This is a genomic window from Colwellia sp. PAMC 21821, assembly GCF_002077175.1.
GTDB lineage: Bacteria > Pseudomonadota > Gammaproteobacteria > Enterobacterales > Alteromonadaceae > Cognaticolwellia.
Map to the genome: position 1 here is coordinate 2,976,597 of NZ_CP014943.1, position 22,346 is coordinate 2,998,942.

A 22,346-nucleotide genomic window follows, 5' to 3' on the forward strand; every position below is an offset into this window, starting at 1 on the left:
AACATTTGTTTTTATTAGTGTATTGTTGTTATTATTGCGCGAAAATCACTTTGAACACTTTGGAGATTAATAACTCCTGGTTTTTACACATATAGGTACGTTATGCGCACAATTTCGGCATTGATAATTAGTAAAGATGAAGAAGATAGAATTATACCCTGTTTGGAGTCATTAAAAGGCTTTGCTGATGAAATAATACTTTTTGATTCAGGTAGCACCGATAAAACAGTTGAAATTGCAAAAGCATACACTGATAAAATATGGATCACTGACGATTGGCCAGGAGATGGCTTTCAAAAACATCGTGCATTACAGCAGGCAACCTGCGAATGGGTTTTGATTATTGATGCAGATGAATATCTTGATTATGAAATGAAAGCGGAAATTACTAGTCAGCTATCTAATCCAAATTTACAAGAAGTTGCGTTTAAACTACCATGGGGTAATATTATCCTAGGTAAATTAATGAAATTTGGTCGTTCTTCCAGAGCACCTAAAAGACTTTTTAAACGTGATGGTGCAGATATAACGAAAGTTGTCGTACATGCGAATGTAGTGACTAAAGGTAAAGTATCCACTTTGAAAAAAGGACTCTTAATGCATAATTCACTCCGGAATTTTGAACATTTAATGAGTAAAACTCGACTTTATGCATGGGAAACAACACTTAAGTACCGTAAGAATAAAAAACCAAGCTTAGGTATTTATTTTGCCTTGATTCGCTCAATTTGGACATTTTTCCTAATTTATATTCTTCGCTTAGGTTTTTTAGATGGCAGTAGAGGATTGATGATGGCAATGGTTTTCGCGCAATCCTCTTTTAATAAGTATGCAGGACTTTGGTATTTGGAGCAGGAAGAAAGCTAAAAGAACCACCCATTTTCGTCTTTTGCTAACCCGTTAATAATTAAATGAAGATATATCATTGATGACAAACAAAAAATACCTGTTTTTTATTAGTCAAAACTATAGTTTTGCTATTCTTAGGCCGCTGCAAAAAGCGATCCTAGCAAGAGGCGGCGAAGTACGTTGGTTTTTGTATGGTTCCGAAATTAGACATGAATTTTTACGCAGTAATGAGACAAAAATTGAATCAATAAGTGATATAAATAGATACGGGCCAATTGCAGTATTTGTTCCAGGTAATACGGTGCCGGCATTTATTCCTGGACTTAAAGTTGCCGTATTTCATGGCTTTAACTCAGGAAAACTTAACAGGAAAGGGCGTGAAGATCATTTTAACATTAGAGGGTGTTTTGATCTTTATTGTACGCAAGGGCCAAACACCACAAAAACATTTCAAGCGCTAGCTAATAAGCATCAGCATTTTTTAGTTTGTGAGACTGGCTGGCCAGCAATAGATCCTCTATTTGAACCTTTAGTCGACAACAAAAGTAACATTCCGACTGTGTTGATGTGTTCAACCTTTTCTCGCAATTTAACTTGTGCTCCAATTTTGTTGGATACAATTAAGCGCTTAAGTCAAACAGGTAAGTGGCAATGGAAAATCCAATTTCATCCTAAAATGGATCCTAAAATAGTTGCACAATATAAAGCTATTCAAAGTGAATATTTAACCTTTGTAGAAACAGATAATGTTATTCCGTTGCTGCAAGAGGCAGATGTAATGCTTTGTGATACTTCATCAGTTTTAATTATGTTTTTATTACAAGGTAAGCCGGTGGTAACATTTAATAATATTTCCCCCAACGATTATCTTATTAATATCAAAGATGCTAATAAACTTGAAGAATCGTTAGCGCTTGCTTTAGAGAAGCCAGAATGGTTGATGAAAAACATACAAGAATTTATTAGTCAAACTCACCCTGCTCAAGATGGTTTGGCATCAGTTAGGATTCTAGATAAAGTTGAAAATATGATTAACTCGGCTGAGCGGGCAGCTAAATCTAAGCCAATGAACTTAATTCGGGCATTTAAAATGCGGAAAGAGCTAAGCTACTGGAAATTTTAATAAGAAAAATTAGCGCTAGCAAAGCTGCTTAATCATTTAACTTTAATGTCGCTTTGTTTTCACAACTTCAATAATTTCTGTTGTGGAAACTGATGGAGTTCTTGGTAAATAAATAACTTTGCAAAGATCTTTCAAATGATCAAATTTACCTTGCCAATCATCACCCATCACGAGAATGTCGGCATTGTATTTTTTGATGTACTCCGCTTTGAGTTCTAAAGATTGCTCAAGAAACACTTCGTCTACGCAGCGCAATGAACTGATAATGTGCTGTCTGTCCTCTTCTGAATATATAGGATATCTAGTTTTCTTTTCCATATTCAAATTATCTGACGAAACACCGACAATAAGATGCACACCCTGACGTTTAGCGCGCTCTAAAATATTAACGTGGCCGACGTGAAATACATCAAAAGTGCCAAAAGTTATCACTCTCATGCACATTCCCCTACAATAAATTTGGCAATTCTTTCACTGCATTTACCGTCAACCTTACCGGTTAAATATTCAGACATTTCGAGTCTGTTTACTTCGTTTAATTGTGGCTCATTTAGATGCAGCTTTGTATTTTCAATAAGCTCCTTTATATTTGTTACTCTTGCGGCAACTTGTCCAAAGTACTTTAAGTCATTATCTAATCTTTTATTTAATCTAAACTTAAATATGCCGCGGTAAGACCATCGTAGTTTATAAAAGTCACACCAAATAGCGGGCTTATTGAGCGCGGTAAATTCGAAGAGAGTTGACGATGCATCACTGATCATTATTGAGGCAAGTTGCATAAATGGCAGGATAGAAACATCATCCACGTCACAAGCATATACATTTGTATAACGGCTCCAATTAATTAGTTTTTCTTTCTGCGATTTATATTTACTTTTGATTAAAGAAAAAAAATGGGGCTTGATAATAATATTGTATTCTTTGAAAAGATCAGGAAAATTTTGTGGTAAACATTCAATAGAGCTAGGGTAAAAAGTAGGGGCATACAGTATCGTTTTCTTGCTTGGATCTAATGCTAAACTTTCAAGGGTTATTTTAGCTTCAGTATTATTGATAATAGGATCAAGCTTCGCATAGCCAGTATCAATAAATATTTTTTTCGGAAAAGTTTTCTGTAATCTTTCTAGTCTGTGTTTTCCTTCAACAAATCGATACATTATTGGGGAATAAGAGACATCGTAGTAGCATGATTTTGGACCTATACCGTGCTGCATTAATGCTGTTTTTGAAAAACAATGTATTTCATTTAAGTCATCGGTGGCGTTACCAAAAATTATCCATTCAGGCTTAGCTTCTAAGTATATTTTTTTAGCCTCTTTTCTGTCGTTTACCCAAACATAATTTAAATTATGATTTTTTACATAACTCTCTAAAGTATTATTTAAATGCTCTTGCTGATATAGAATAAAAACACATTCAATATTTTTGGCTTCTAATGCATTTTTTACTGGCAAATATTGTGGTACATAATAAAGGTGCAAAATGTCGAAATAAACACGCATTAGTATCTCTCTTAAAACTAATAGTAATGCTGGTGAGTTAATCCTTTAAAACCAGTTGATTATTAAGTATGCATTATTTGTTACAATATGTAACGCTAAGTTAGATATGAATTGATTTAAGAGAATTTTTTGATGATTTTACGTCTAATTAGCTAAATTATTTATTGGCAGGTAGCTATCAAATCGACAGCTTAGATATTTTATTTATCGAGGGGGATTTTTCTTTAATAGTAGAGTTAATAAATTGCTGACAGATGATATAACAATTATATTCAGTAAGAAGCTAAGTTATTTGATTGAAGTATTATCAAACTGATTAATTAATTTATCATTTTTTCAGAGGTAAAATGAACAGTACAACGATATAAAATTGATAAACAGAATAACTACTGTTTATGTTTTATATCTCGTATTTATCCATTTTCCCCATGAAATGTAGACTACTTAATTAGTCAAATCGATTTTATAAGTTATATTCCACTTTTAAAAATAAGTTTGTTTGACTCTTATCTTTAACATCATTATCAAATGTAGAATTACTTAGGTCTAAACCTAACGTATAGCGCCAGTTTTTATAGCTATGCTGAACTTTAGTCGAGATCATGATCATGTCTTCTGCTATTTCTGTCAGCGGATTCCCAATAGTAAGATTACCCGGTGCTCTGTCGTTGTTATCTTTATTGAGTTGTAAATGACGAATTTTACTCGTTACATTTGTATTTTGGCTTATGGTAGTAATAAAGCCTAAAACCACGCTGGTTGCATCGTTATCGTATAAATTACCTAAGGTTCTTTGTTGATAACGCATACCTGTTTGGTAAATATGATGTTCATAAAAGCAGTTACCAACACTGCTATCATCTGTATCAGAGCAGTCAGCGTAGGTATCGGTGTATTCTAAGTAAATAGTTGTTGGCGCAGAAAAAAGCCTTAAATGGGTATCTATACCTACTTGCACTTGTGGTTCTGTTAAAAAGCTTAATGAAGAGCCGCTATTATCACCATCTTCCGCAAAATATTGACCATATAGACCCACAGGAGTGTTGAGTACGTTGAATGAATAGCGTAAGTCGTATCCGGCTTGCTGATTACCGGGTTCGTTTTCTTTATTTACGCCACAATCGAGTCCTGAAGCGCCACAGTTATCTTTGCCTAATAAGACATTCCAGAAAGTACCGAAGCTTTTTGAACGGCCTTTGCCGCCAAATTGTGCTAATCGAGTGAGGCCAACTTCTAAGCCATCGAATGGCTGGAAATTTAGCCTAAAGCCCCAAAGCAGGGTGTCGTCAATAACGCGATTATCGTCCATAACGCCCATAAAAGAAGTTACGGTCCAAGGAATTTCAATTTCAGTGAATGGAATTTCTAATGGCGTTGCTGATCTTCGTGATAATGAAATCGCTGAAATAGGCCTAGCGTTATTGGTTAAGCTTAAATTGCTGTCCCAACCAGGTCCCCACCATCGGTCTTGTTTACCTAACGAAACCACCCAGTTGCCGATAAAACCTGCAACATAACTACCGTCAAAACGCGTTTTGTCGTTATCTTGTGGTGAGAAGGTGTAACTTGTTGATAAACCGAAGGCAAAAGAGTCTGTCATATGACTCGTTTGGATTTTTATATTATTTTTGTCTCTAAAGTCCTCACCAAAACTCGTGAAACGTTTGTCTTTATTTGCGGTGTTAAACTCTAATTTTTTACTGTTTTGTTTAGCCATTCTAAATTGATGATTTACATAATCAAAAGCTTGTTTTTCAGCACTATTTAAAGCGGAATATTCGACATGCTTTAAATCACGCCCTATATCTAGCCACATTAATGGAAATGTTGTTACGGGTGTTTTTATATGGCCAGCGTCAGCGAGTTGTTGAATACTCGCTCTGAGGTATATATTTGATGTGTCGATCCAAGGTTCAGCGGACGTTAAAAAGCTAAAAAAAGATAACGTGTAAAATAATTTATGTAATTTCAAAATATGAGTTTCAATTCTATGAGTAATATATAGCGTAACTTTTTAAATTATAATTAAAAAGTTAACCCCAATTTTCCATGCTTGCTTTACGCTTTGAAAATAAGCGCGGTAAGATCAAACCAAATAATAAACCAATACCTAAGACGATTGCGCCATTAAAAAACCATTGTTTTTTAATACTAGTATCTTGATTTTTCAATTGTGATTTAGTTTGTGTTAAATCCATATTGAGGGCTGATATGCTATTTTGTAAATCACTACGTTCAGATTTTAATGAGTCAATTTCGCTAATAGCTTCGTTTAGTTGCTGAGTAATGTCACTTTTCCCTGCTTGAAAACTAGCTAGTTTTTCATTGAGATCAGCAATAACGTAACGCATGCCTGGTTTCGTTGAAACATGCTTGCTTTCAATCCAACCGGTACGATCTTTATCTGTAATGATTTCGCTGTAATCATTGTTAGATTTACCCGTTAGTACGACTTTTTCACCTGAATTTACCGTACCTTGTATACGATAATTTTTGCCAGCACCGGTGTGCATATAAACAATTAAATCTTCAGAGATATATCCAGCAGTAGTCGACGAATTCGCCTCTTCAGCGAAAGAAAATAAGGGAGTTAATAACAGTAGAGTAACGAATGTTTGTTTTATGTTCATCATGAAATAACCAATAGCGCCATTTTAAACAGGAATGGCAAAGATAGTAGGACTTTGCAGGTATGATAGCAAGTGATGTCGCTTAGATTTCTAAGATTTTTGCTATAAAATATCAATCATGTAATATTGAGGTTATTATTTGCTGCCATTGTACGAAAAATATTCTCAAAAGATTGTCGTTGCAGCTAATGAGCTTGATTTATAACTAATATTGGAAAAGTATGACGACCGAAATAGAGCTTAAATATTTAGTTTTAGGCGATAACACTATAGAAAAAATAACCAACACATTAAGCCGTGAAAATATTCACTTTAGCTATCAAGAAAAGCAGCTCGCAAATTGCTATTTTGATACCCCTGAGTTGAATTTACGACAACATGATATGGGATTAAGAGTTCGCCGCAGCAATAGCCATACTGAACAAACGATTAAAACCGCAGGGCAGGTTGTGGGCGGTTTGCATAGTCGTCCTGAATATAATGTTAATATTGAAAGTGACCTCCCAATTTTAACACTTTTTCCAGATGAAATTTGGCAACCGGGACAATCGGTAGCAAATATTCAACAAGCACTAGTCGCTTTATTCAATACCGATTTTAAACGCTGCACTTGGCTGATTACCGATGTTAATGGCAATGTGGTTGAATTGGCTTATGACCAAGGTGAGATTGCCAGCTCAGATAAAACAGAAACTATTCATGAACTTGAATTTGAGCTAGTGCAAGGCGATACGACAGCATTGTTTAACTTAGCCTCGTTACTTTTTCAAGAGCTAGCACTGCGCCCTGGCATTAAAAGTAAAGCGGCACGAGGTTATGCACTTTGGCGTTCTGAGCCACTTACTGAGCAAAGTACTAAGCAAGTTCAGCAAACAAGTTATATTTGTGAAAATCGTAGCAGCTCCATTTCACAAGCCTTTACCTATGGGCTAGGTCACGGTCTTACTTTGCTACAAAAAAGTATTGAGGGTTATTTAGGCACTCAAACCTTAGATGAGTTAGTGAAAGTAAAAGCAAACTTAGCGGTTATACGCCATGGTTTTTGGTTGTTCGCAGATTATTTATCTGAAGAAGAATTGCTGATCAGAAATGAATTAAGCCACTTTATTCATTTACTTGCTTGGGTTGATAACGCGATACATTTGCGTGAGCTGACCAATAAAACGGGTAATTACCGTAAAAAACTTGATTTTAGTAAGCAACTTATCACGCAACTTAAAATAGAAAAACGTCGATTTCCTAACAGTGAAGACATTAGCCAACTGTTACACAGTAGCCGTTTTAATCAACTGCAACTTTCGATATTACAACTGTATTTATTACGCAATGAAAATAAATCTGTAGAGGCTAATGAAGGCAGCGATACCCTTATTAAATTTGCTCAAGAAAAAATTCAACTTAGCTTAAGTGAAATTAGTACGCAGATGAAAAATATGGCGAGCTCGCACTGTCAACGTTACATTGCGCAAAGCAAGCCCTTATATCGCAGCTCATTAACTGGCACTTGGCTTGCGGGATTATTTAATAACGAATTACGTGATAAATTTCGTCGCCCTTGGTTAGACTTGCAGCAAGGCATAAGTGAATTGCAATCGCTTTGGATTATTCAGCTGCAATTAGAGAAACTTTCTGAGCCGCCTAAAAAAATCGTTCAATGGCAACAAAGTAAAGTAGAAGGTTTGTTAATAGCACTAGACAATACTAAGGCTATAGCAATCGCCATGCCGCCATATTGGCTTGAGTAACATCAGTATCTATTTTTAATAAGCTGCTGATGTTCATTGTTAATTTATTCAAACTTAATAATAAACTAAGCTAGTTTATGATGTTTATTTAACCCGTAGAGTGACCGCCGTTATTTTTATTAAACGTTTTTTATCAGCCAAGCTTATAGTTATCGCTATGAGTTATATTTTATTACTGTCTAGTTTTATGACGACGGTAAGCTTTGCAAAAATATATTCGCTACCTGAGGCAGGTTCAAGATTAATTGGTGAGCCGCAATACCATGAAGTTGCCAAGGGAGATTATTTTCAACTAATTGCTGAACAATATGATGTGGGTTTTCTCGCGCTAATGGCCGCTAATCCTGGCGTTGATCCTTTTTTACCTACTGTCGGCCAAAAACTGGTTATACCAAGCCAAATGCTGCTGCCGTTTGGCAAGCGTGAAGGTATTATTATAAATTTGCCCGAGTTACGCTTGTACTATTTTCCCGAAAATAGCGACAAGGTTCATGTTTTCCCTGTTGGCATTGGCAGACAAGGGTTAGAAACGCCTAAAACGGTGAGTTACATAGGTGAAAAACGTAAAGATCCTGTTTGGCGCCCAACAAGTGAAATGAAAGCGCGCTATTTCGCTGAACATGGCAGAAAATTAGCTGATGAAGTACCTGCAGGGCCGAAAAATCCATTTGGTAAATATGCCTTACGTTTAGGTACAAGTGTCTATTTATTGCATGGGTCAAATCAGCGTTTTGGTATTGGTATGCGAGCTAGCTCAGGCTGTATTCGTTTATATGATGATGATATCGAGTGGCTATATCAGCATGTTGAAATCAACACACCGGTACGCATTGTTGATCAGACAATAAAACTATCCTATGAACCAAATAAAAGGTTAATAGAAGTACATAGCCCACTAACAAGTGATGATGGTGTTGTAAGTAAAGCTGAAATCACTCGTGCAGTAACCGAATTTGTTGGCGACTCACCTGACGATAAAATGCTATTACTACAGCAAGTCGAAAACCCAAAAGGTTTAGTCACGCAATTACATGTGCGTTAAAATTTTAGCGCCATTAAAAATAAAAAAAAACACTAAACAAAGGTTTAGTGTTTATTATCAATTCAACCGAGCGGATTTAAGCTCGCTGCAGGTAGCTTACTTTTTATAGCTAGCAACAACATTATCAATACGTTCGTTGGTATCTTTTACAGCTTGGTTTGTTTGCTCTTGTGCCATTCCCAATTCGTTTACTTCAGCTGAAACGGCTTTAGTTTGAGAAGATAAGCTATTCACTTTTTCTGTTAAATTATCAACTTTTTGGTTTAATTGTGAAATATTTGCTTCTAGTGCTGAGTTATTTGCACAACCGCTAATAATGGCAACTAAGGCTACAAGCGTTAATTTTTTTAATAACATAATAGGATCCCTGTGTTTTTTATTAAGTTTAGTGTTCTAAGCTAGTATGGCACAAAATTATCACACGCCCAAAAGCTATTAATTAGTAAGATTACATTAGCGGAAAGTGTCGTTTAATAAGGTGTTTTTGTGGATATTGATCATTGAATACAGCTGAAGTAATCAACTTGGTAAAATAACTGTATTCTGGCTTATTTTTTGAATTGACTAAGCTAAGGCTATTTATTAAGTGATTTGGTTAAAGCTTCTAATTTTTCTTCTAAGGCTAAAAGTTTTTTATTAATTTCTGTATTTTGAGCAATAATTTGTGAGTTTTGCATTCTTAACTCTCGATTTTTAATATTGGTATCAGCAAAGCCAAATATTTTATTAACAAATACCGCCCCCATGCCGCCAAGTAAACCGATGCCTAAAATAAACATAATAAAAACAGACGCTCGACCAACAAAACTTATGGGATATACATCGCCAAAACCAATGGTAGTAGAAGACATGACCATAAGCCAAATGGCATCTGCATAGCTTTTAACTGGTGAATCAACCAGCCCGAGTTCAGCTTGATAGGTGATGTAACCTAATGATAAATTTAAGGTCAAAAATAAAAATAAAGAGATAGTGCCTATAAAACCGTAGTTGTAATTTTTTACCCCGAAGTCATCAACACGGTATAAATTAGTTTTTTCCATAGCTTTTTGAACGACTATCATTTGAATCTCTTACTTGCTTTGTCTAATGGTTGCATCTAATTAAATAAAGCTCAGCGTTAATCAATTAGGGTGTTATCAACGTAATTGATTAAATCATCCATTAATTTCTTCTTAATTTCAAGTTGTTGTTCTGCACGCAAGTCATACTTTTCGCCAAGCAAAGTATAATCATCAGCAGATAAGCTGACGGTTAATCTTGGGCGTTTTGGACGTTTATTAGTTGGTAGCCCTAAAATATCTCTAATTTGCTCCGAAGGGCTAATACCTGCCTCTAAAGCTTGCTTTCTAATGGCAAGCTGAATTTTTTCATCCATATCAAAGGCAACTTGTACTGCTTTTACTGCTTTGATTGATGATTGCCATTTCTCGGGGATTTTTCGCGACACAATTAACTCCCTGGATACATATCAACAATATCTGTCGTGGGTCTAAATAAGGTTAAAAATACTTCGGTGTCACCGTCTTGCCACACCTCAATATCTAAGCCTTTGTCTTGATCTTCATTAAACAGTGTATATAGCTCAAACTGTTCGCCGCTGTCTTTCCCTTCATAAGCTGAAAGTTCATCCTTGCGATAATCCTTACGATGAAAGTAACCCACTTGTGCATAGCTACTTTGCTGGTATATTTCGCTGCTCCAGCCGGAAGTATTGTTGCTATCTTTTATGCGTGTTAATTGAGCTTGGCCGGGTTCATCGAAAACTTCAGCAAACTGCTCAAGATCAAACAGTGTTTCGACGTCTTGGTGTAATATTTTCAAGGAAAACTTTAAGTAGGTTTTATCGTCAACGTCCAATGTTAAGTATAATTCTAAGTCATTATTGCCTTGTAAAACCCACTCAGCTTGAGTTTTATGCTCAAATTCATAACTGTTAACCGCACTGACTTGAAATTCTTGTGCTCGCAGTGCCGTGGGTAAACCAAAACTGTCTGACATTACAATAATATCACCAAGGGTGAGTTCTTTGACATTATTGAGTTTGCGCTCTTGTGTTGGTTTTTTGAATATGTTTTTAAAAAAACTCACAGTTTACTCCGAATATCATGGCGAATAATCGACCTAAATTAAGCTAAAAAACCGCTTTGCATCAATGATACAAAGCGGTAATAGCAATTTGTTATTTACTTTTGTTTAGCTTTTAAACGCTCTAAAACTGAATTCGCGTTATTGTCACTTGCACCAATGCCTGCTTCTTTTAGCTTAGCTTCAAGTGAAGTATCTGAGTTTTCAGACTCTAGTACTTCTGCGGCTTTCATGCGATCATCAAACTTTTGTTGCTTAGCTTTAATGCGCTCTAAAGAGTCTTTAGCATTTAATAGCTTAGAATTACTTGATGAAAAGTTATCAGTAATTGCTGAAGTAGCTTTTTGCACGCTTTCTGTGGTTTTCACCATAGATAATTGACGCTTATATTCAGCCACTTGACGTTCACTCTTTTTCACTAAATCTTTTAAGCGTTCAGCATTTCCTTGAAAGCTATCAAGTGCTTGCTGTTGTGTAGTTAGTTCATTTTCAAGCGTTGATATTTTCTCAGCGACAGCTAAAGCAAGTTCGTCATCACCTTTATCAAGAGCTTGAACGGCATAACCTTCATGCTCTACTACTTCACGTTTTATGCGCTCAACGTCACGGCTAGACGACATTTGCTGTGCCATAACACCGGTTAAATCTCGTTTAGCTTTGGTTAAGTGGTTTTCTGCGTCACGAATTTCTTGTTCAAAAATACGGGTAGCATTTGAGTCAATAATTGATTCGCCCACTTCAGTTGCACCGCCGCGAATAGCGGTCATAATTTTTTTGAAAATACTCATAATAATACTCCTAAGGTGGCTGCTTAAATTAAGTAATCACTCATGTCGTCAATAATTTCTAGTGCATTGTTACTCAATACCGCTAGTTCGTGTTCGATATCATCAAAGGTAGAGCTAATAGCCAGCGCGCCAAAAATGACATATTTATCACCAATTTTTGAAAATGAAGATAGCGGCATTGGAATGTTCATTTCCAACATACTTACGTGCATCTCATTCAATTTGTTTGCTTTAACTTCTTCTTCACCCCAGAGGTAAGTGATACAAAGAATTTGATCATCGGTTACCGAGACAAAAATGGGTAACTCTTCACGGCCAAATACTGTTATTTGTAATACATCAACTTCACCTGAAATAGGTTGGCAATCAAAAACCATGCCCGTGTCAGAATCATCTGCTAAGGTATTTAAGTAGTCAGCTATCTTATGAATATTCATGTTCATCCTCATGTTCTAATAAGTAGCGTAAAATCAGTAAAACTGCTTTTACTAACGACATATTATGTCGTACTGGGTTAATTTAGCATTATGACATATTATGTCAAGCGCTAATTCATTTTATTTCTTAACTTAACTTATATTAATTTATATTAACTTATCTTAATTTAATTCATTTTACTGTAAATGGGCATTATTTAGCCCTTGTTGATCTTGCCAAGCTTGTTGATGTAATTGATAAATGGCATGACTGCCAAGGTAATTTATTGGCACCGAATCACTATCTAGATAAAAATCACGCGAAAACTCAAAAGCATTGGTCACCATAGGTAATGTTAGCCAATGATGTAAAACAGGTAATTCTGACAAACTATTTAGCCTGGTTAAAGGACCTGCGCCCATTTTACTTGCAATAGTCCAACCCCATTCACCAAAGCTAGGCACGTTGTCATGATATTGCTGAACAGTGGAGTAACCAGCTGCTTGAACGGTCTTGCCAATAGCAATAAAGGCATTTTTAGCGTGGTAAGGACTCGCTGATTGAATACCAATTAAGCCATCTCCAGCCAATAATTGCTTTAAGCGGGCATAAAAGTTTACCGAATAAAGTTTATTTAGATCAGGATGGCTAGGGTCGGGTAAATCAACAATAATAGCGTCGAATATTTGTCCACTTTGTAAAAGTTTATCGATAGCGATAAAGGCATCAGCAGAAATAATGTCAACCCTTTTGTCACGTAGGCTAGCGGCATTTAAGTCTTCAATTGCGTTAGCCAGTGAAAGCGGTAATTTCTCATGTGGATGCTTAAACAGTTCAATAAGCTCAGTGTCTAAATCCACTAAAGTAACTTTTTTAGGCTGCCATTGTAAAACATCTCTGAGTGCTAAGCCGTCACCACCACCAATAATGAGAATGTTCTCATGGCGTGCTGACCCCGCTAATACAGGGCTAACTAAATAGCTGTGATAAATAAACTCATCTGAAGATGAAAACTGCAAGCGACCGTTTAAATAAAAGTTAATAATATTGCCATCATTTGGCCCCATATTTCTTTGGGTAAAAGTCAGTTGTTGAAAACGGGTTTTATCGCTGTAAACGACTTTATCGAGGTACAGTAAGTTGCTCATTTGGCTCAACCAACTATTGCCATATTGATATATAGCTAAAATAAAGACTAGCAAAATACCATGTGCTGCAATTAAGGTTTTTCGCCAGGTAAGTTTTTGCCAGTAATAAAGTATAAATACGATACCTGCGGTTAGGTTTAATGCAGCCGTTAATGCGCTTGCTTTACTTATGTCTATTGATAAGAGAAAGATAACCCAAATCGCCGCGCCGATCCCTGCGCCGATATAATCCGCACCGTAAATAGTGCCTAAGTTATTTTTAAGATGCTTTTGATGTATTTCTTCTCGAATACGCGCAATCAGAGGGATTTCCATGCCTATAAAAAAGCCTAAAATGAAGCCGAAAAAGTAAGGACTATTGAAGGCAATAAAGCTCAGTTGTTTAAATAGGCCTCCGCGCGGGTATGCGTCTGGCGGCAAGTTAAACATTGAGCCTAATATTTCAGGAAAAGTTTGCGTTAGTGCTATCAGAGCGCCAATGATCAATATTGAGCTACTACCGAGGAAGGCAATGGTAAGTTCTAACCAAACAAAACCATTGAAAGCGCATTGAATCTTTCGCGCTGCAAATGCCCCTAAACCCATAGCTACAATCATCAGGCCGATCATGGCGTAGATGGTGCTTTCCATTATACCAAGCACACGTCCGGCATAATGCGATAGTAGGTATTCGTATATCAGCCCACAACCTGCTAAAACCGCCATGGTTAAAATCAGGAGAACATCGTCCCAAAGCCGATTTCTGTTGATGGTCATGGATATTCCTAGCTTGAGTTATTTACTTTTAAGTGACAGGAAAATAATCAAGCGCATAAGAGCGCTTGATTATTTAAATAGAGAAGGTGCGATAAAGTTATGACATTAACGCTGTTAAAATAAGTGCGATAGAAATACTAATCGCCATTTCAACACTGGCAACACCAATATTGTGCTGTTGGTCTACTTCTTCAACTAAGTTGATACCCATTAGTACTAAGCGTTTAGCAATGGAGGTGAGTAGGGCAACCAATAGGGTCATAAGCATACCAAAGACTAACCAACCGACTAAGTTTACCAATAAAGTATCTGGGCTATAAGTTAAAAAGTGGCTGGCAGCTGTTACGGCTAAAGCGGTACTTATAGCTTGGCCCGCGTAGCGAATAGCTAACGCGACGTGCCCTTCAGCAAAAGCTTTTTGCATGCTGTGATTCTGATTGTTTTTCGCGTACTGACGTTCTTTAAGTCGAGTAACTAGCACTAACATAGCTTGTGAAACAATAAAGCCGGCAATAATGGCCGTAAATGTGCTGATGTCTAAACCATAAACCCATAATAATACAGCGCGAATAACAATGGCCGTGGCAATAGCACCTGACGCATCGACGATTCCAACAGCAATATTACGAGACTTAATTTCGGCGTTTTTGTCTATTTTATTTAAGGCAAAGCGGTCATGAAAAATTCGGCCAATTTTAATTAAAATTAAGCCTAAAATTCCGTAACTTGCCATACCGATAATTTCCATCAAATAACTTTCAGCATTTTCACCTGTAATGGCACCGGTTAATACAATGCCTAATGCGGCAACACTGCCGGCAACACTGATACCAAAGGCAAAGTTATCTTCTTTGGCAAGCTCGTCGGTTGAGTTAACTTTGGCCGATAAACCGCTGATGAAGCGCATTGCGCCAAGTAATATAATAGCAATGGTTATATCGATAGCTAAGAAAATTAATAGCTCTATATTTAGGCCTGTTATTTCAATAAAGGTATTCATATTTATCCCTACTTTCCACGTCTAAAGCTACGTGACGTTGTACTCTTACTATTTCTAAAACTAGCATTTTTGGCACTTTTACTTGATTTTGCATAAGCGCTTTTATTGGTCGTTTTGCTAGCAAATCGATTGGCACTGGTTTGTGCACTTTTACTTTGACTAGAGATACTTGACGCGCCCGTTCTATTTTTACTGTAAGCGCTAGTATATTTTTGGCCACGGCTTTGAAACGATTTTTTAGTGCGAGTATCCAAATCAGATTGTTTTCGCAGCTGATCAGGTGAACTATAACGTTTACGGCCATAATCATTGTAATAACTATAATTTCGGCCACGCCCCCAATCACTATAACTCGTTCGTCTCGAACCAAATAGGTCACCCATCATCGAGTACATACCATACCAAGCCCAAAATGACATGCCATTAGAGCCAGACGTCCAACTTCCGTATGAAGGATTGCCGATGAGTTGCTCGCCAGTGCCGAAGTCTTGCGCCTTATTGGCCGCCATACTTTGTGCTTTGGACATGGCATTAACGCGCGGCAAAGTTCCGTCAGACATATCAGCTAACACATTGAGGGGGTCGCTTAAGGCATCAGAATACAAAACTGGATCGGCCGCTTGATAAAGGTTTAAAAGTTCATCATAAATTGCTTGAGAGTTCTCAAACATTTGTGGTTGATTTTTAACTGTGTTTAAACGATCAACTAGGGCAACAAACATTGGACCTTTTGTGCCAGTATCTTTTAAAAATTCGTCAATTAACGGTTTATAACTTGGTTTACTTTGTAATAATCGTTCTCCGTACTGGCTAATTAAATTAGCATTGCGAACTTGTCCATTCGCCAGTGCTTGAGCAAGTAAGTCAATACGTTGTTCAGTGAGTGGAATTTGCTGGGTGATTTGCTCTTTTACTGGATCTGTACAAGCGAAGAGCAATAACGTCAGCAAGAGTATCATTAATTTTAGTGGCTGCATTCCTGCCATACTGTCCTCAAAAATGCTATGGTTATCATTCATTAATACCATTTATGACATATTATGTCTATTATTTTAGGTATATCAATGAAATTAATTTATTGTCCATTATTAATTATTGCTCATTTACCATTGTAGCTTTTATCGAGGATAACGTGTCTAATTCATCTGCTTTGCCTTTTCCGCCATTGCTTGTAGACCAGCAAGTTAAAAGTTGGCTCCAGTTTTCGCAACAATATCCTAATGTTACCGACAATTTATCACCAGAGCGGTTAGTGCTTTTTAAAAATGCATTAGCGCTAAGTGACTTTATTTTACGCAGTGCTTTACAAGCACCAGAGTTGCTTGTTGAACTTTTTAACAGTGAGCAGTTACTCTCGACTCAAACACCTAACTATAAAGTTATGCTCGCTGAAGATGTAGATAAGTGCTCAACAGAAGAACAACTGCAACATTGCCTTAGAATGTTCCGTTTAGAGCAAATGGTGCATATTGCCGTTGGTGATTTTCTGTTAGATATAACGCTTGATGAATCGTTAAAAAGGCTGTCGTCGTTAGCCGATAACATGATAATTGCAGCCAATGATTGGTTATCAACACTGTGCCAAGAAAAATGGGGTATACCGGTTAATTCTGCCGGAGAAGCACAAAGTTTATTGGTTTATGGCATGGGAAAATTAGGCGGCCAAGAGCTTAACTTCTCATCTGATATAGATTTGATTTTTGTTTACCCTGAAGCCGGTGAAACACAAGGACTTAGACGTAGTATCGACAATCAGTTATTTTTTACCCGTTTAGGACAAAAATTAATTACCGCGTTAAACCAGCAAACAGCCGATGGTTTTGTTTATCGTGTTGATATGCGCTTGCGACCTTTTGGCGAAAGTGGGCCTTTAGTATTGTCGTTTAATGCGATGGAAAATTATTATCAAGATCAGGGGCGTGATTGGGAGCGCTATGCGATGTTAAAGGCGCGTTTGATTGGCGAGAGTGATTATCACGGGCAATTGTCTAATATGTTGCGACCTTTTGTTTATCGGCGCTATATCGATTTTAGTGTTATTGATAGCCTGCGAAGAATGAAAGCTATGATTGCTCAAGAAGTTAGACGCAAGCAGCTCAACAATAATATTAAATTGGGTGCTGGTGGTATCCGGGAAGTAGAGTTTATTGTGCAAGTTTTTCAGATGATCAGAGGGGGTCGAGAAAGCGAATTACAGCACCGTAATTTACTGACCGTTTTACCTTTATTAGTCACGCACGGTGAGCTTACACAACAGAGCGCGAAAGTTTTAACCGATAGCTATCGCTTTTTGCGTCGTGTTGAAAACATTATTCAAGCGTTAAATGATCAACAAACGCAAACTTTACCAGATATTGAATTAGACCAGCAACGCTTAGTCACTATTCTTGCAGATGAAAACTGTACCAATTGGACGACTTTTCTAGAACACCTTACTTTTCATATGCAGGGCATTCATCAACAGTTTGGAGAATTAATTGGTGAGGAAAGTCCAAATCGTCAAGCGGTTGATCAATACTGGACCACACTTTGGGATAGCCAATGGAGTGATGAAGAATCAATTACTTGGATTGAGCAGTCGCCTCAGTTACTAGACAATACCGATGGTGTTAAGTTTTCACATAGCGAATCGTTATGGCTAACCTTAAGAGATTTTCGTCGTGAAATGATTAAACGCAGTATGGGTAGTCGTGGCAGACATGTGCTGGATAAATTGATCCCAACCGTATTATGGCATCTTGCCGAATTAAAACTTACCGACCAAACCTTAGCACGGGTATTAGGCGTATTAACGACCGTTGCAACACGTACCGCCTATCTTGAATTACTCTTTGAGAATGAAGGCGCATTAAAACAATTAATTCATTTGTGTCGTAACAGTAGTTGGGTAGCAGAGCACATTGCTAAATTCCCAATATTACTTGATGAATTGATAGATCCTAAATTATTTCATCAACCACCGCTGTTGTCTTCGTATGTGGCTGAATTACGTGAAACTATGTTACGTGTTCCAGAGGAAGATCAAGAAGCGCAAATGATCACTTTACGCCAGTTTAAACAAGCTAAACAATTGCGCATTGCCGCGGCAGATATCACTGATATTTTACCGCTCACTAAAGTCAGTGATCATTTAACCGCCTTAGCAGAAGCGCTTGTAGAAGAAGTCGCCAACTTAGCATGGCAACAAATGGCGCTTCGTTTTGGTGTACCTAACAGTAAATTAGACGGCCAAGATAAAGGTTTTGCTGTTATAGGTTATGGAAAGTTAGGTGGTATTGAGCTGGGTTATAGTTCAGATTTAGATTTGGTGTTTGTTCACGATGCCGACATCGCTGAAATGACCTCAGGTGAAAAATCTATTTCTGCTGGTCAATTTTATTTAAAACTTGCTCAAAGAATGATGCACTTATTCAATACCCGCATGGCAAACGGCATTTTATATGAACTAGATATGCGCTTGAGACCTTCAGGTAATGCTGGGCTTTTAATGGTGCATATCGATACTTTTGGTCATTACCAGTCTAATGATGCTTGGACATGGGAGCATCAAGCGTTGGTTCGTACAAGAGTCATATATGGCCATGCAGCTTTAGCGGCAAGATTCAAAGAAATTAAACGTGATATTTTAATGAGAACGCGTGATAAGGCCTTGTTACGCGAAGATGTTATAAAGATGCGTGATAAAATGCGTCAGCACTTGGATAAGTCAACTACGAGTGAAGTCGATATTAAACAAGGGCTTGGTGGTTTGGTTGATATTGAGTTTCTTGTACAATATTTGGTTTTAGCGCATGCTGCCCAACACCCTAAATTGAGCGACTATTCAGACAATATTAACCTACTTGAATATTTAGCTAATGTAGGCGTAATAACGGCACATCAGCAGCAGGCTTTGATCGATAATTACTGTAAATTACGAGACGTTAGCCATCATGCGACCCTGCAAAATAGCTTGGCAATGATCCCCGCAGACGAATTTTCAGCAGAGCATAGTGAGGTTATGGTTATTGTTAAAGCGCTACTGAAATAATTAACTTACTTCACTTACTTCACTTACTTAGCTTTATCAGCTACTGCCTTTGGGCAATAACATGCATTCTTTAGCTAAGTAAGGAATGCTATTTTCAATCAAAACAATAGCGCGCTGCTGGTAACAAAAATAGATTGAAAGGCCATTTTCAAAATGTCCTTCAATCGCTTTACCTACTTGATAAGAGGTAGTGATGATATTTTCATTAATTCTAAAAGCGTCTTTAACCAAAAAGTCTCGATTAAGCCACCAAATCATCTCAAGATCATTTTCATTAGCGTATTCGGATAGCTTTTGATATAAAGTTTCGCCAAGGCGGAATGGGTGACTGTCAGTGTTGCCGGTCCAATTTTTTCGCAAAGGTCGAGTGATCAAACGCCTTGCTTCTAAGATTTTTTCTAAATCACCTTCGGGATCTGGCAGGTAGACAATATTGTTGCGAATTTTTGGGCCTTTTCCATCCATCTCACCGTGCAAGTTGGCGTAATAGCGAGAAAGCCCATCAGCAGCAGCATTTGTCTTTTTCTTAGCTTTAATAACTTCTTCTTTCGCTACGGGGTCTGCTTCACCATCTGTTTCTGCTTTATCATCGTGATGACGGTCAACTTTTGTTGCTACAGTTTCATCAGCAACATCTTGGCTGAATGAAAATAGTAGCTCTTGGTTAAGCCATAAAGCTAACGCCAAGCCAATTAGCATTAAACCTGAAACAATACTTAGTAGCCAAAATTTCATAAATTATTTACAGCTTATTTTTACAATATGAACAACACAATAGCTAACAATAGCTATTTATACAATGATGGATCATCTTCGTTAGGGCGAGTCTTAAATCGGCGGTGCAACCACATATACTGTTCAGGTTTCACCATAATAGCTTTTTCTAACTCTTGATTTATTCTCAATACATCTGCTGTGTCATCACCGGTTGGAAAATTTTCCAACATAGGTTTTATTTCTAGCGTATAGCCGCTGCCGTCGTCGTTACGCGTGGGTATCAACATGTGGGTTTGAGTATTTTTTTGTCGAGCAAAAATTAATGTACCCGTAGTCGATGCTGCTTCTGGTACCGCGAAAAAGGGTACAAAAACACTTCGATTGCGACCGTAATCTTGATCCGGTAAATAAATACAGGCTTCACCTTCCTTTAATGCTCGAAGTAAGCCCTTAACATCACGTTTACCCAGCATATATTTGTTTGAACGACCACGACCTCGGAACTGAAAGTATTCCATTAGCGGGTTGTTATGCGGTCGGTAAAATACCACCATAGGATGGCCGTAACCAATGCCTCGACAGTTAATTTCGACGCTAAGATAATGCATAGCAAGTAGCAGTATGCCTTTACCTTGTTTCTGTGCTTCTTCTATATGCTCTAGGCCAATAACTTTGGTTTTGCGTTTTACACGCCAATTCGGCCACCACCAACCCATGCCTGTTTCTAATAAGGCAATACCCGTATTCTCAAAATTACGTTTCAGCATAACTTGGCGTTCAGCGTCAGGCATATCTGGAAAACAAAGCTCTAAATTACGTAAAGCAACTTTCTTACGGCTTGAGCCTATTTTATAGAGCAAACGACCGATCATTTTACCGAGAAATAGCTGGAACCTATAAGGTAGCCAAGAAATGCTATAAAGAATAAATACCCCAAGCCAAGTTAGCCAATACTTTGGTAATAGGTAAGAGATTTTAAAATTTGGTTGTAAAACTTTGTTTTTACTCACGGGATGATTTCAACTCATTGAATTGCTTGTGATACAATATTGCTTATTATATCTGTTATAGGGTACAGGATGAAAGTAGATATTCCCGCTTTTGAAAAAGCGCGTGTTTTAGTCGTTGGTGATATCATGTTAGATCGCTATTGGTCTGGGCCAACACAACGTATTTCTCCCGAGGCACCTGTGCCGATTGTAAAAATACATCAAGACGAAGATCGCCCAGGAGGCGCGGCCAACGTGGCGTTGAATATTGCATCGCTAAATGGACACGTAACTTTATTAGGGATTACGGGTAAAGATGAAGCGTCGACAACATTGCAAACACAGTTGTCAGCAATGAATATAAATTGTCAATTTATTCAATCTACCGATCACCCAACTATTACTAAATTGCGTATTTTAAGCCGAAATCAGCAATTATTGCGCTTAGATTTTGAAGAATCATTTGCTGAACTTGATAAACAACCGCTTATTGAACAAACAAAAGCCTTAGTCGGACAGCATGATCTTTTGTTATTGTCGGATTACGACAAAGGCACATTATCTGAAGTTCAGGCACTTATTCAAGTAGCTAAAGCACAAAATATTCCGGTATTGGTAGATCCCAAAGGCACTGACTTTTCACGTTATCGAGGCGCGACACTTATTACGCCTAATCTTGCAGAATTTGAAGCCGTAGTGGGACATTGTAAAAGTGAAGCTGAAATTGTTAGCAAAGGACAGGCATTACTAAAAGAACTAGACTTAACGGCCATGCTAGTGACGCGAAGTGAACAAGGCATGACTTTGTTACGACATGACCAAGAAGAATTTCATTTACCTACGCAAGCGAAAGAAGTTTATGACGTAACTGGTGCTGGAGATACGGTTATTGCCACACTAGCCCTTGCTATAGCGGCAAAAGCTGAATTTACCCAAGCAAGTGCTTTAGCTAATATTGCTGCCGGTATTGTGGTTGGTAAATTGGGTACGTCGACGGTAAGTGAAGCAGAATTGAGCGCTGAATTGTCATCAGGCCAAGAAAGTGGTTTTGGTGTTATGTCTGAAGGGCAGCTAAAAATTGCTGTTGAATTAGCCCAAGCACGTGGAGAGACTATCGTGATGACCAATGGTTGTTTTGATATTCTACATGCGGGGCATGTTTCCTATTTAACTACCGCGAATACCTTAGGTACCCGCTTAATTGTTGCCGTTAATGACGACGCTTCAGTGACAAGATTGAAAGGCCCTGGTCGTCCGGTTAACCCAGTAGATCGTAGAATGGCAGTACTGGCTGGTTTAGGCGCAGTCGATTGGGTAGTGCCTTTTAGTGAAGATACACCGCAGCGGTTAATTGCCAATATATTGCCTAATGTCTTAGTTAAAGGTGGTGATTATAAAGTGGAAGATATCGCCGGTGGTAAGGAAGTGATCGCGGCAGGTGGTGAAGTAAAAGTACTGAACTTTGAAGATGGCATTTCGACAACCAAAATTATTAACGCGATAAAGCGAGAAGATTAAT

Annotated in this window: 21 protein-coding genes; 6 read left to right on the forward strand and 15 right to left on the reverse strand. The window is 37.6% G+C overall.

Annotation, left to right across the window (positions count from 1 at the left end; genetic code table 11):
* The first annotated feature begins 102 nt into the window (after positions 1-102).
* Both A3Q33_RS12675 and A3Q33_RS12680 read left to right on the forward strand, forming a co-directional pair.
* Complete coding sequence (locus A3Q33_RS12675) at positions 103-867, forward strand: glycosyltransferase family 2 protein (protein WP_081180271.1); 765 nt, start codon at positions 103-105, stop codon at positions 865-867.
* A 61-nt stretch (positions 868-928) separates the two neighbouring features.
* Entirely contained in the window at positions 929-1,972 is a 1,044-nt protein-coding gene (locus A3Q33_RS12680) for a CDP-glycerol glycerophosphotransferase family protein (protein WP_081180272.1), read from the forward strand.
* Positions 1,973-2,014: 42 nt separating this feature from the next.
* On the opposite strand, the gene A3Q33_RS12685 is transcribed toward A3Q33_RS12680, so the two are convergent.
* The 4 genes from A3Q33_RS12685 to A3Q33_RS12700 form a co-directional block, all read right to left on the reverse strand.
* Positions 2,015-2,410 carry an FAD synthase family protein gene (locus A3Q33_RS12685; RefSeq protein WP_081180273.1) on the reverse strand — a complete coding sequence of 132 codons (396 nt, stop codon included), beginning with the start codon at positions 2,408-2,410 and terminating at the stop codon, positions 2,015-2,017.
* Entirely contained in the window at positions 2,407-3,429 is a 1,023-nt protein-coding gene (locus A3Q33_RS12690) for a CDP-glycerol glycerophosphotransferase family protein (protein ID WP_231295662.1), read from the reverse strand. The genes A3Q33_RS12685 and A3Q33_RS12690 overlap by 4 nt, the downstream gene beginning before the upstream one ends.
* 511 nt (positions 3,430-3,940) lie before the next feature.
* Positions 3,941-5,449 (reverse strand): capsule assembly Wzi family protein, encoded by a 1,509-nt coding sequence (locus A3Q33_RS12695; protein WP_196797953.1) that lies wholly within the window; start codon positions 5,447-5,449, stop codon positions 3,941-3,943.
* Positions 5,450-5,510: 61 nt separating this feature from the next.
* Positions 5,511-6,110 carry a TIGR04211 family SH3 domain-containing protein gene (locus A3Q33_RS12700; protein ID WP_081180276.1) on the reverse strand — a complete coding sequence of 200 codons (600 nt, stop codon included), beginning with the start codon at positions 6,108-6,110 and terminating at the stop codon, positions 5,511-5,513.
* A 218-nt stretch (positions 6,111-6,328) separates the two neighbouring features.
* Here A3Q33_RS12700 and A3Q33_RS12705 point away from each other — a divergent pair, with 218 nt between their 5' ends.
* Positions 6,329-7,852 carry a CYTH domain-containing protein gene (locus tag A3Q33_RS12705; protein WP_081180277.1) on the forward strand — a complete coding sequence of 508 codons (1,524 nt, stop codon included), beginning with the start codon at positions 6,329-6,331 and terminating at the stop codon, positions 7,850-7,852.
* Between the two features lie 157 nt (positions 7,853-8,009).
* Positions 8,010-8,894 carry a L,D-transpeptidase family protein gene (locus A3Q33_RS12710; RefSeq protein WP_081182579.1) on the forward strand — a complete coding sequence of 295 codons (885 nt, stop codon included), beginning with the start codon at positions 8,010-8,012 and terminating at the stop codon, positions 8,892-8,894.
* Positions 8,895-8,990: 96 nt separating this feature from the next.
* Here the strand turns inward: A3Q33_RS12710 and A3Q33_RS12715 are convergent, their stop codons facing one another.
* The 9 genes from A3Q33_RS12715 to A3Q33_RS12755 form a co-directional block, all read right to left on the reverse strand.
* Positions 8,991-9,251, reverse strand: coding sequence for an Lpp/OprI family alanine-zipper lipoprotein (locus A3Q33_RS12715; protein ID WP_081151975.1), 261 nt, complete (start codon positions 9,249-9,251; stop codon positions 8,991-8,993).
* A 218-nt stretch (positions 9,252-9,469) separates the two neighbouring features.
* Positions 9,470-9,958 (reverse strand): ion channel, encoded by a 489-nt coding sequence (locus tag A3Q33_RS12720; protein WP_231295663.1) that lies wholly within the window; start codon positions 9,956-9,958, stop codon positions 9,470-9,472.
* Between the two features lie 56 nt (positions 9,959-10,014).
* Complete coding sequence (locus tag A3Q33_RS12725) at positions 10,015-10,344, reverse strand: hypothetical protein (RefSeq protein WP_081180278.1); 330 nt, start codon at positions 10,342-10,344, stop codon at positions 10,015-10,017.
* A gap of 2 nt (positions 10,345-10,346) precedes the next feature.
* On the reverse strand, positions 10,347-10,985 hold the full coding sequence (locus A3Q33_RS12730) for a hypothetical protein (RefSeq protein ID WP_081180279.1): 639 nt from the start codon (positions 10,983-10,985) through the stop codon (positions 10,347-10,349).
* 95 nt (positions 10,986-11,080) lie between these two features.
* Positions 11,081-11,770 (reverse strand): PspA/IM30 family protein, encoded by a 690-nt coding sequence (locus A3Q33_RS12735; protein WP_081180280.1) that lies wholly within the window; start codon positions 11,768-11,770, stop codon positions 11,081-11,083.
* 23 nt (positions 11,771-11,793) lie between these two features.
* A complete protein-coding gene (locus A3Q33_RS12740; RefSeq protein ID WP_081151981.1) occupies positions 11,794-12,207 on the reverse strand; it encodes a YjfI family protein in 414 nt (137 codons plus the stop codon).
* A 177-nt stretch (positions 12,208-12,384) separates the two neighbouring features.
* Positions 12,385-14,091, reverse strand: coding sequence for a polyamine aminopropyltransferase (locus A3Q33_RS12745; RefSeq protein ID WP_081180281.1), 1,707 nt, complete (start codon positions 14,089-14,091; stop codon positions 12,385-12,387).
* A 97-nt stretch (positions 14,092-14,188) separates the two neighbouring features.
* The gene (locus A3Q33_RS12750) at positions 14,189-15,091 is read right to left on the reverse strand and encodes a DUF350 domain-containing protein (protein ID WP_081180282.1); all 903 of its coding nucleotides are present in this window, start codon (positions 15,089-15,091) and stop codon (positions 14,189-14,191) included.
* A gap of 8 nt (positions 15,092-15,099) precedes the next feature.
* Positions 15,100-16,110, reverse strand: a complete 1,011-nt coding sequence (locus A3Q33_RS12755) for a hypothetical protein (RefSeq protein ID WP_231295664.1) — start codon at positions 16,108-16,110, stop codon at positions 15,100-15,102.
* Between the two features lie 113 nt (positions 16,111-16,223).
* Here A3Q33_RS12755 and glnE point away from each other — a divergent pair, with 113 nt between their 5' ends.
* Positions 16,224-19,121 (forward strand): bifunctional [glutamate--ammonia ligase]-adenylyl-L-tyrosine phosphorylase/[glutamate--ammonia-ligase] adenylyltransferase, encoded by a 2,898-nt coding sequence (gene glnE / locus A3Q33_RS12760; protein WP_231295665.1) that lies wholly within the window; start codon positions 16,224-16,226, stop codon positions 19,119-19,121.
* Positions 19,122-19,157: 36 nt separating this feature from the next.
* Here glnE and A3Q33_RS12765 read toward each other — a convergent pair whose 3' ends face one another.
* Positions 19,158-19,856 carry a TcpQ domain-containing protein gene (locus A3Q33_RS12765; RefSeq protein WP_081180284.1) on the reverse strand — a complete coding sequence of 233 codons (699 nt, stop codon included), beginning with the start codon at positions 19,854-19,856 and terminating at the stop codon, positions 19,158-19,160.
* 53 nt (positions 19,857-19,909) lie between these two features.
* Positions 19,910-20,848, reverse strand: coding sequence for an LpxL/LpxP family Kdo(2)-lipid IV(A) lauroyl/palmitoleoyl acyltransferase (gene lpxL / locus A3Q33_RS12770; protein ID WP_081180285.1), 939 nt, complete (start codon positions 20,846-20,848; stop codon positions 19,910-19,912).
* Positions 20,849-20,917: 69 nt separating this feature from the next.
* Here lpxL and hldE point away from each other — a divergent pair, with 69 nt between their 5' ends.
* Positions 20,918-22,345, forward strand: coding sequence for a bifunctional D-glycero-beta-D-manno-heptose-7-phosphate kinase/D-glycero-beta-D-manno-heptose 1-phosphate adenylyltransferase HldE (gene hldE / locus A3Q33_RS12775; RefSeq protein WP_081180286.1), 1,428 nt, complete (start codon positions 20,918-20,920; stop codon positions 22,343-22,345).
* The last annotated feature ends 1 nt before the right edge of the window (position 22,346 follow it).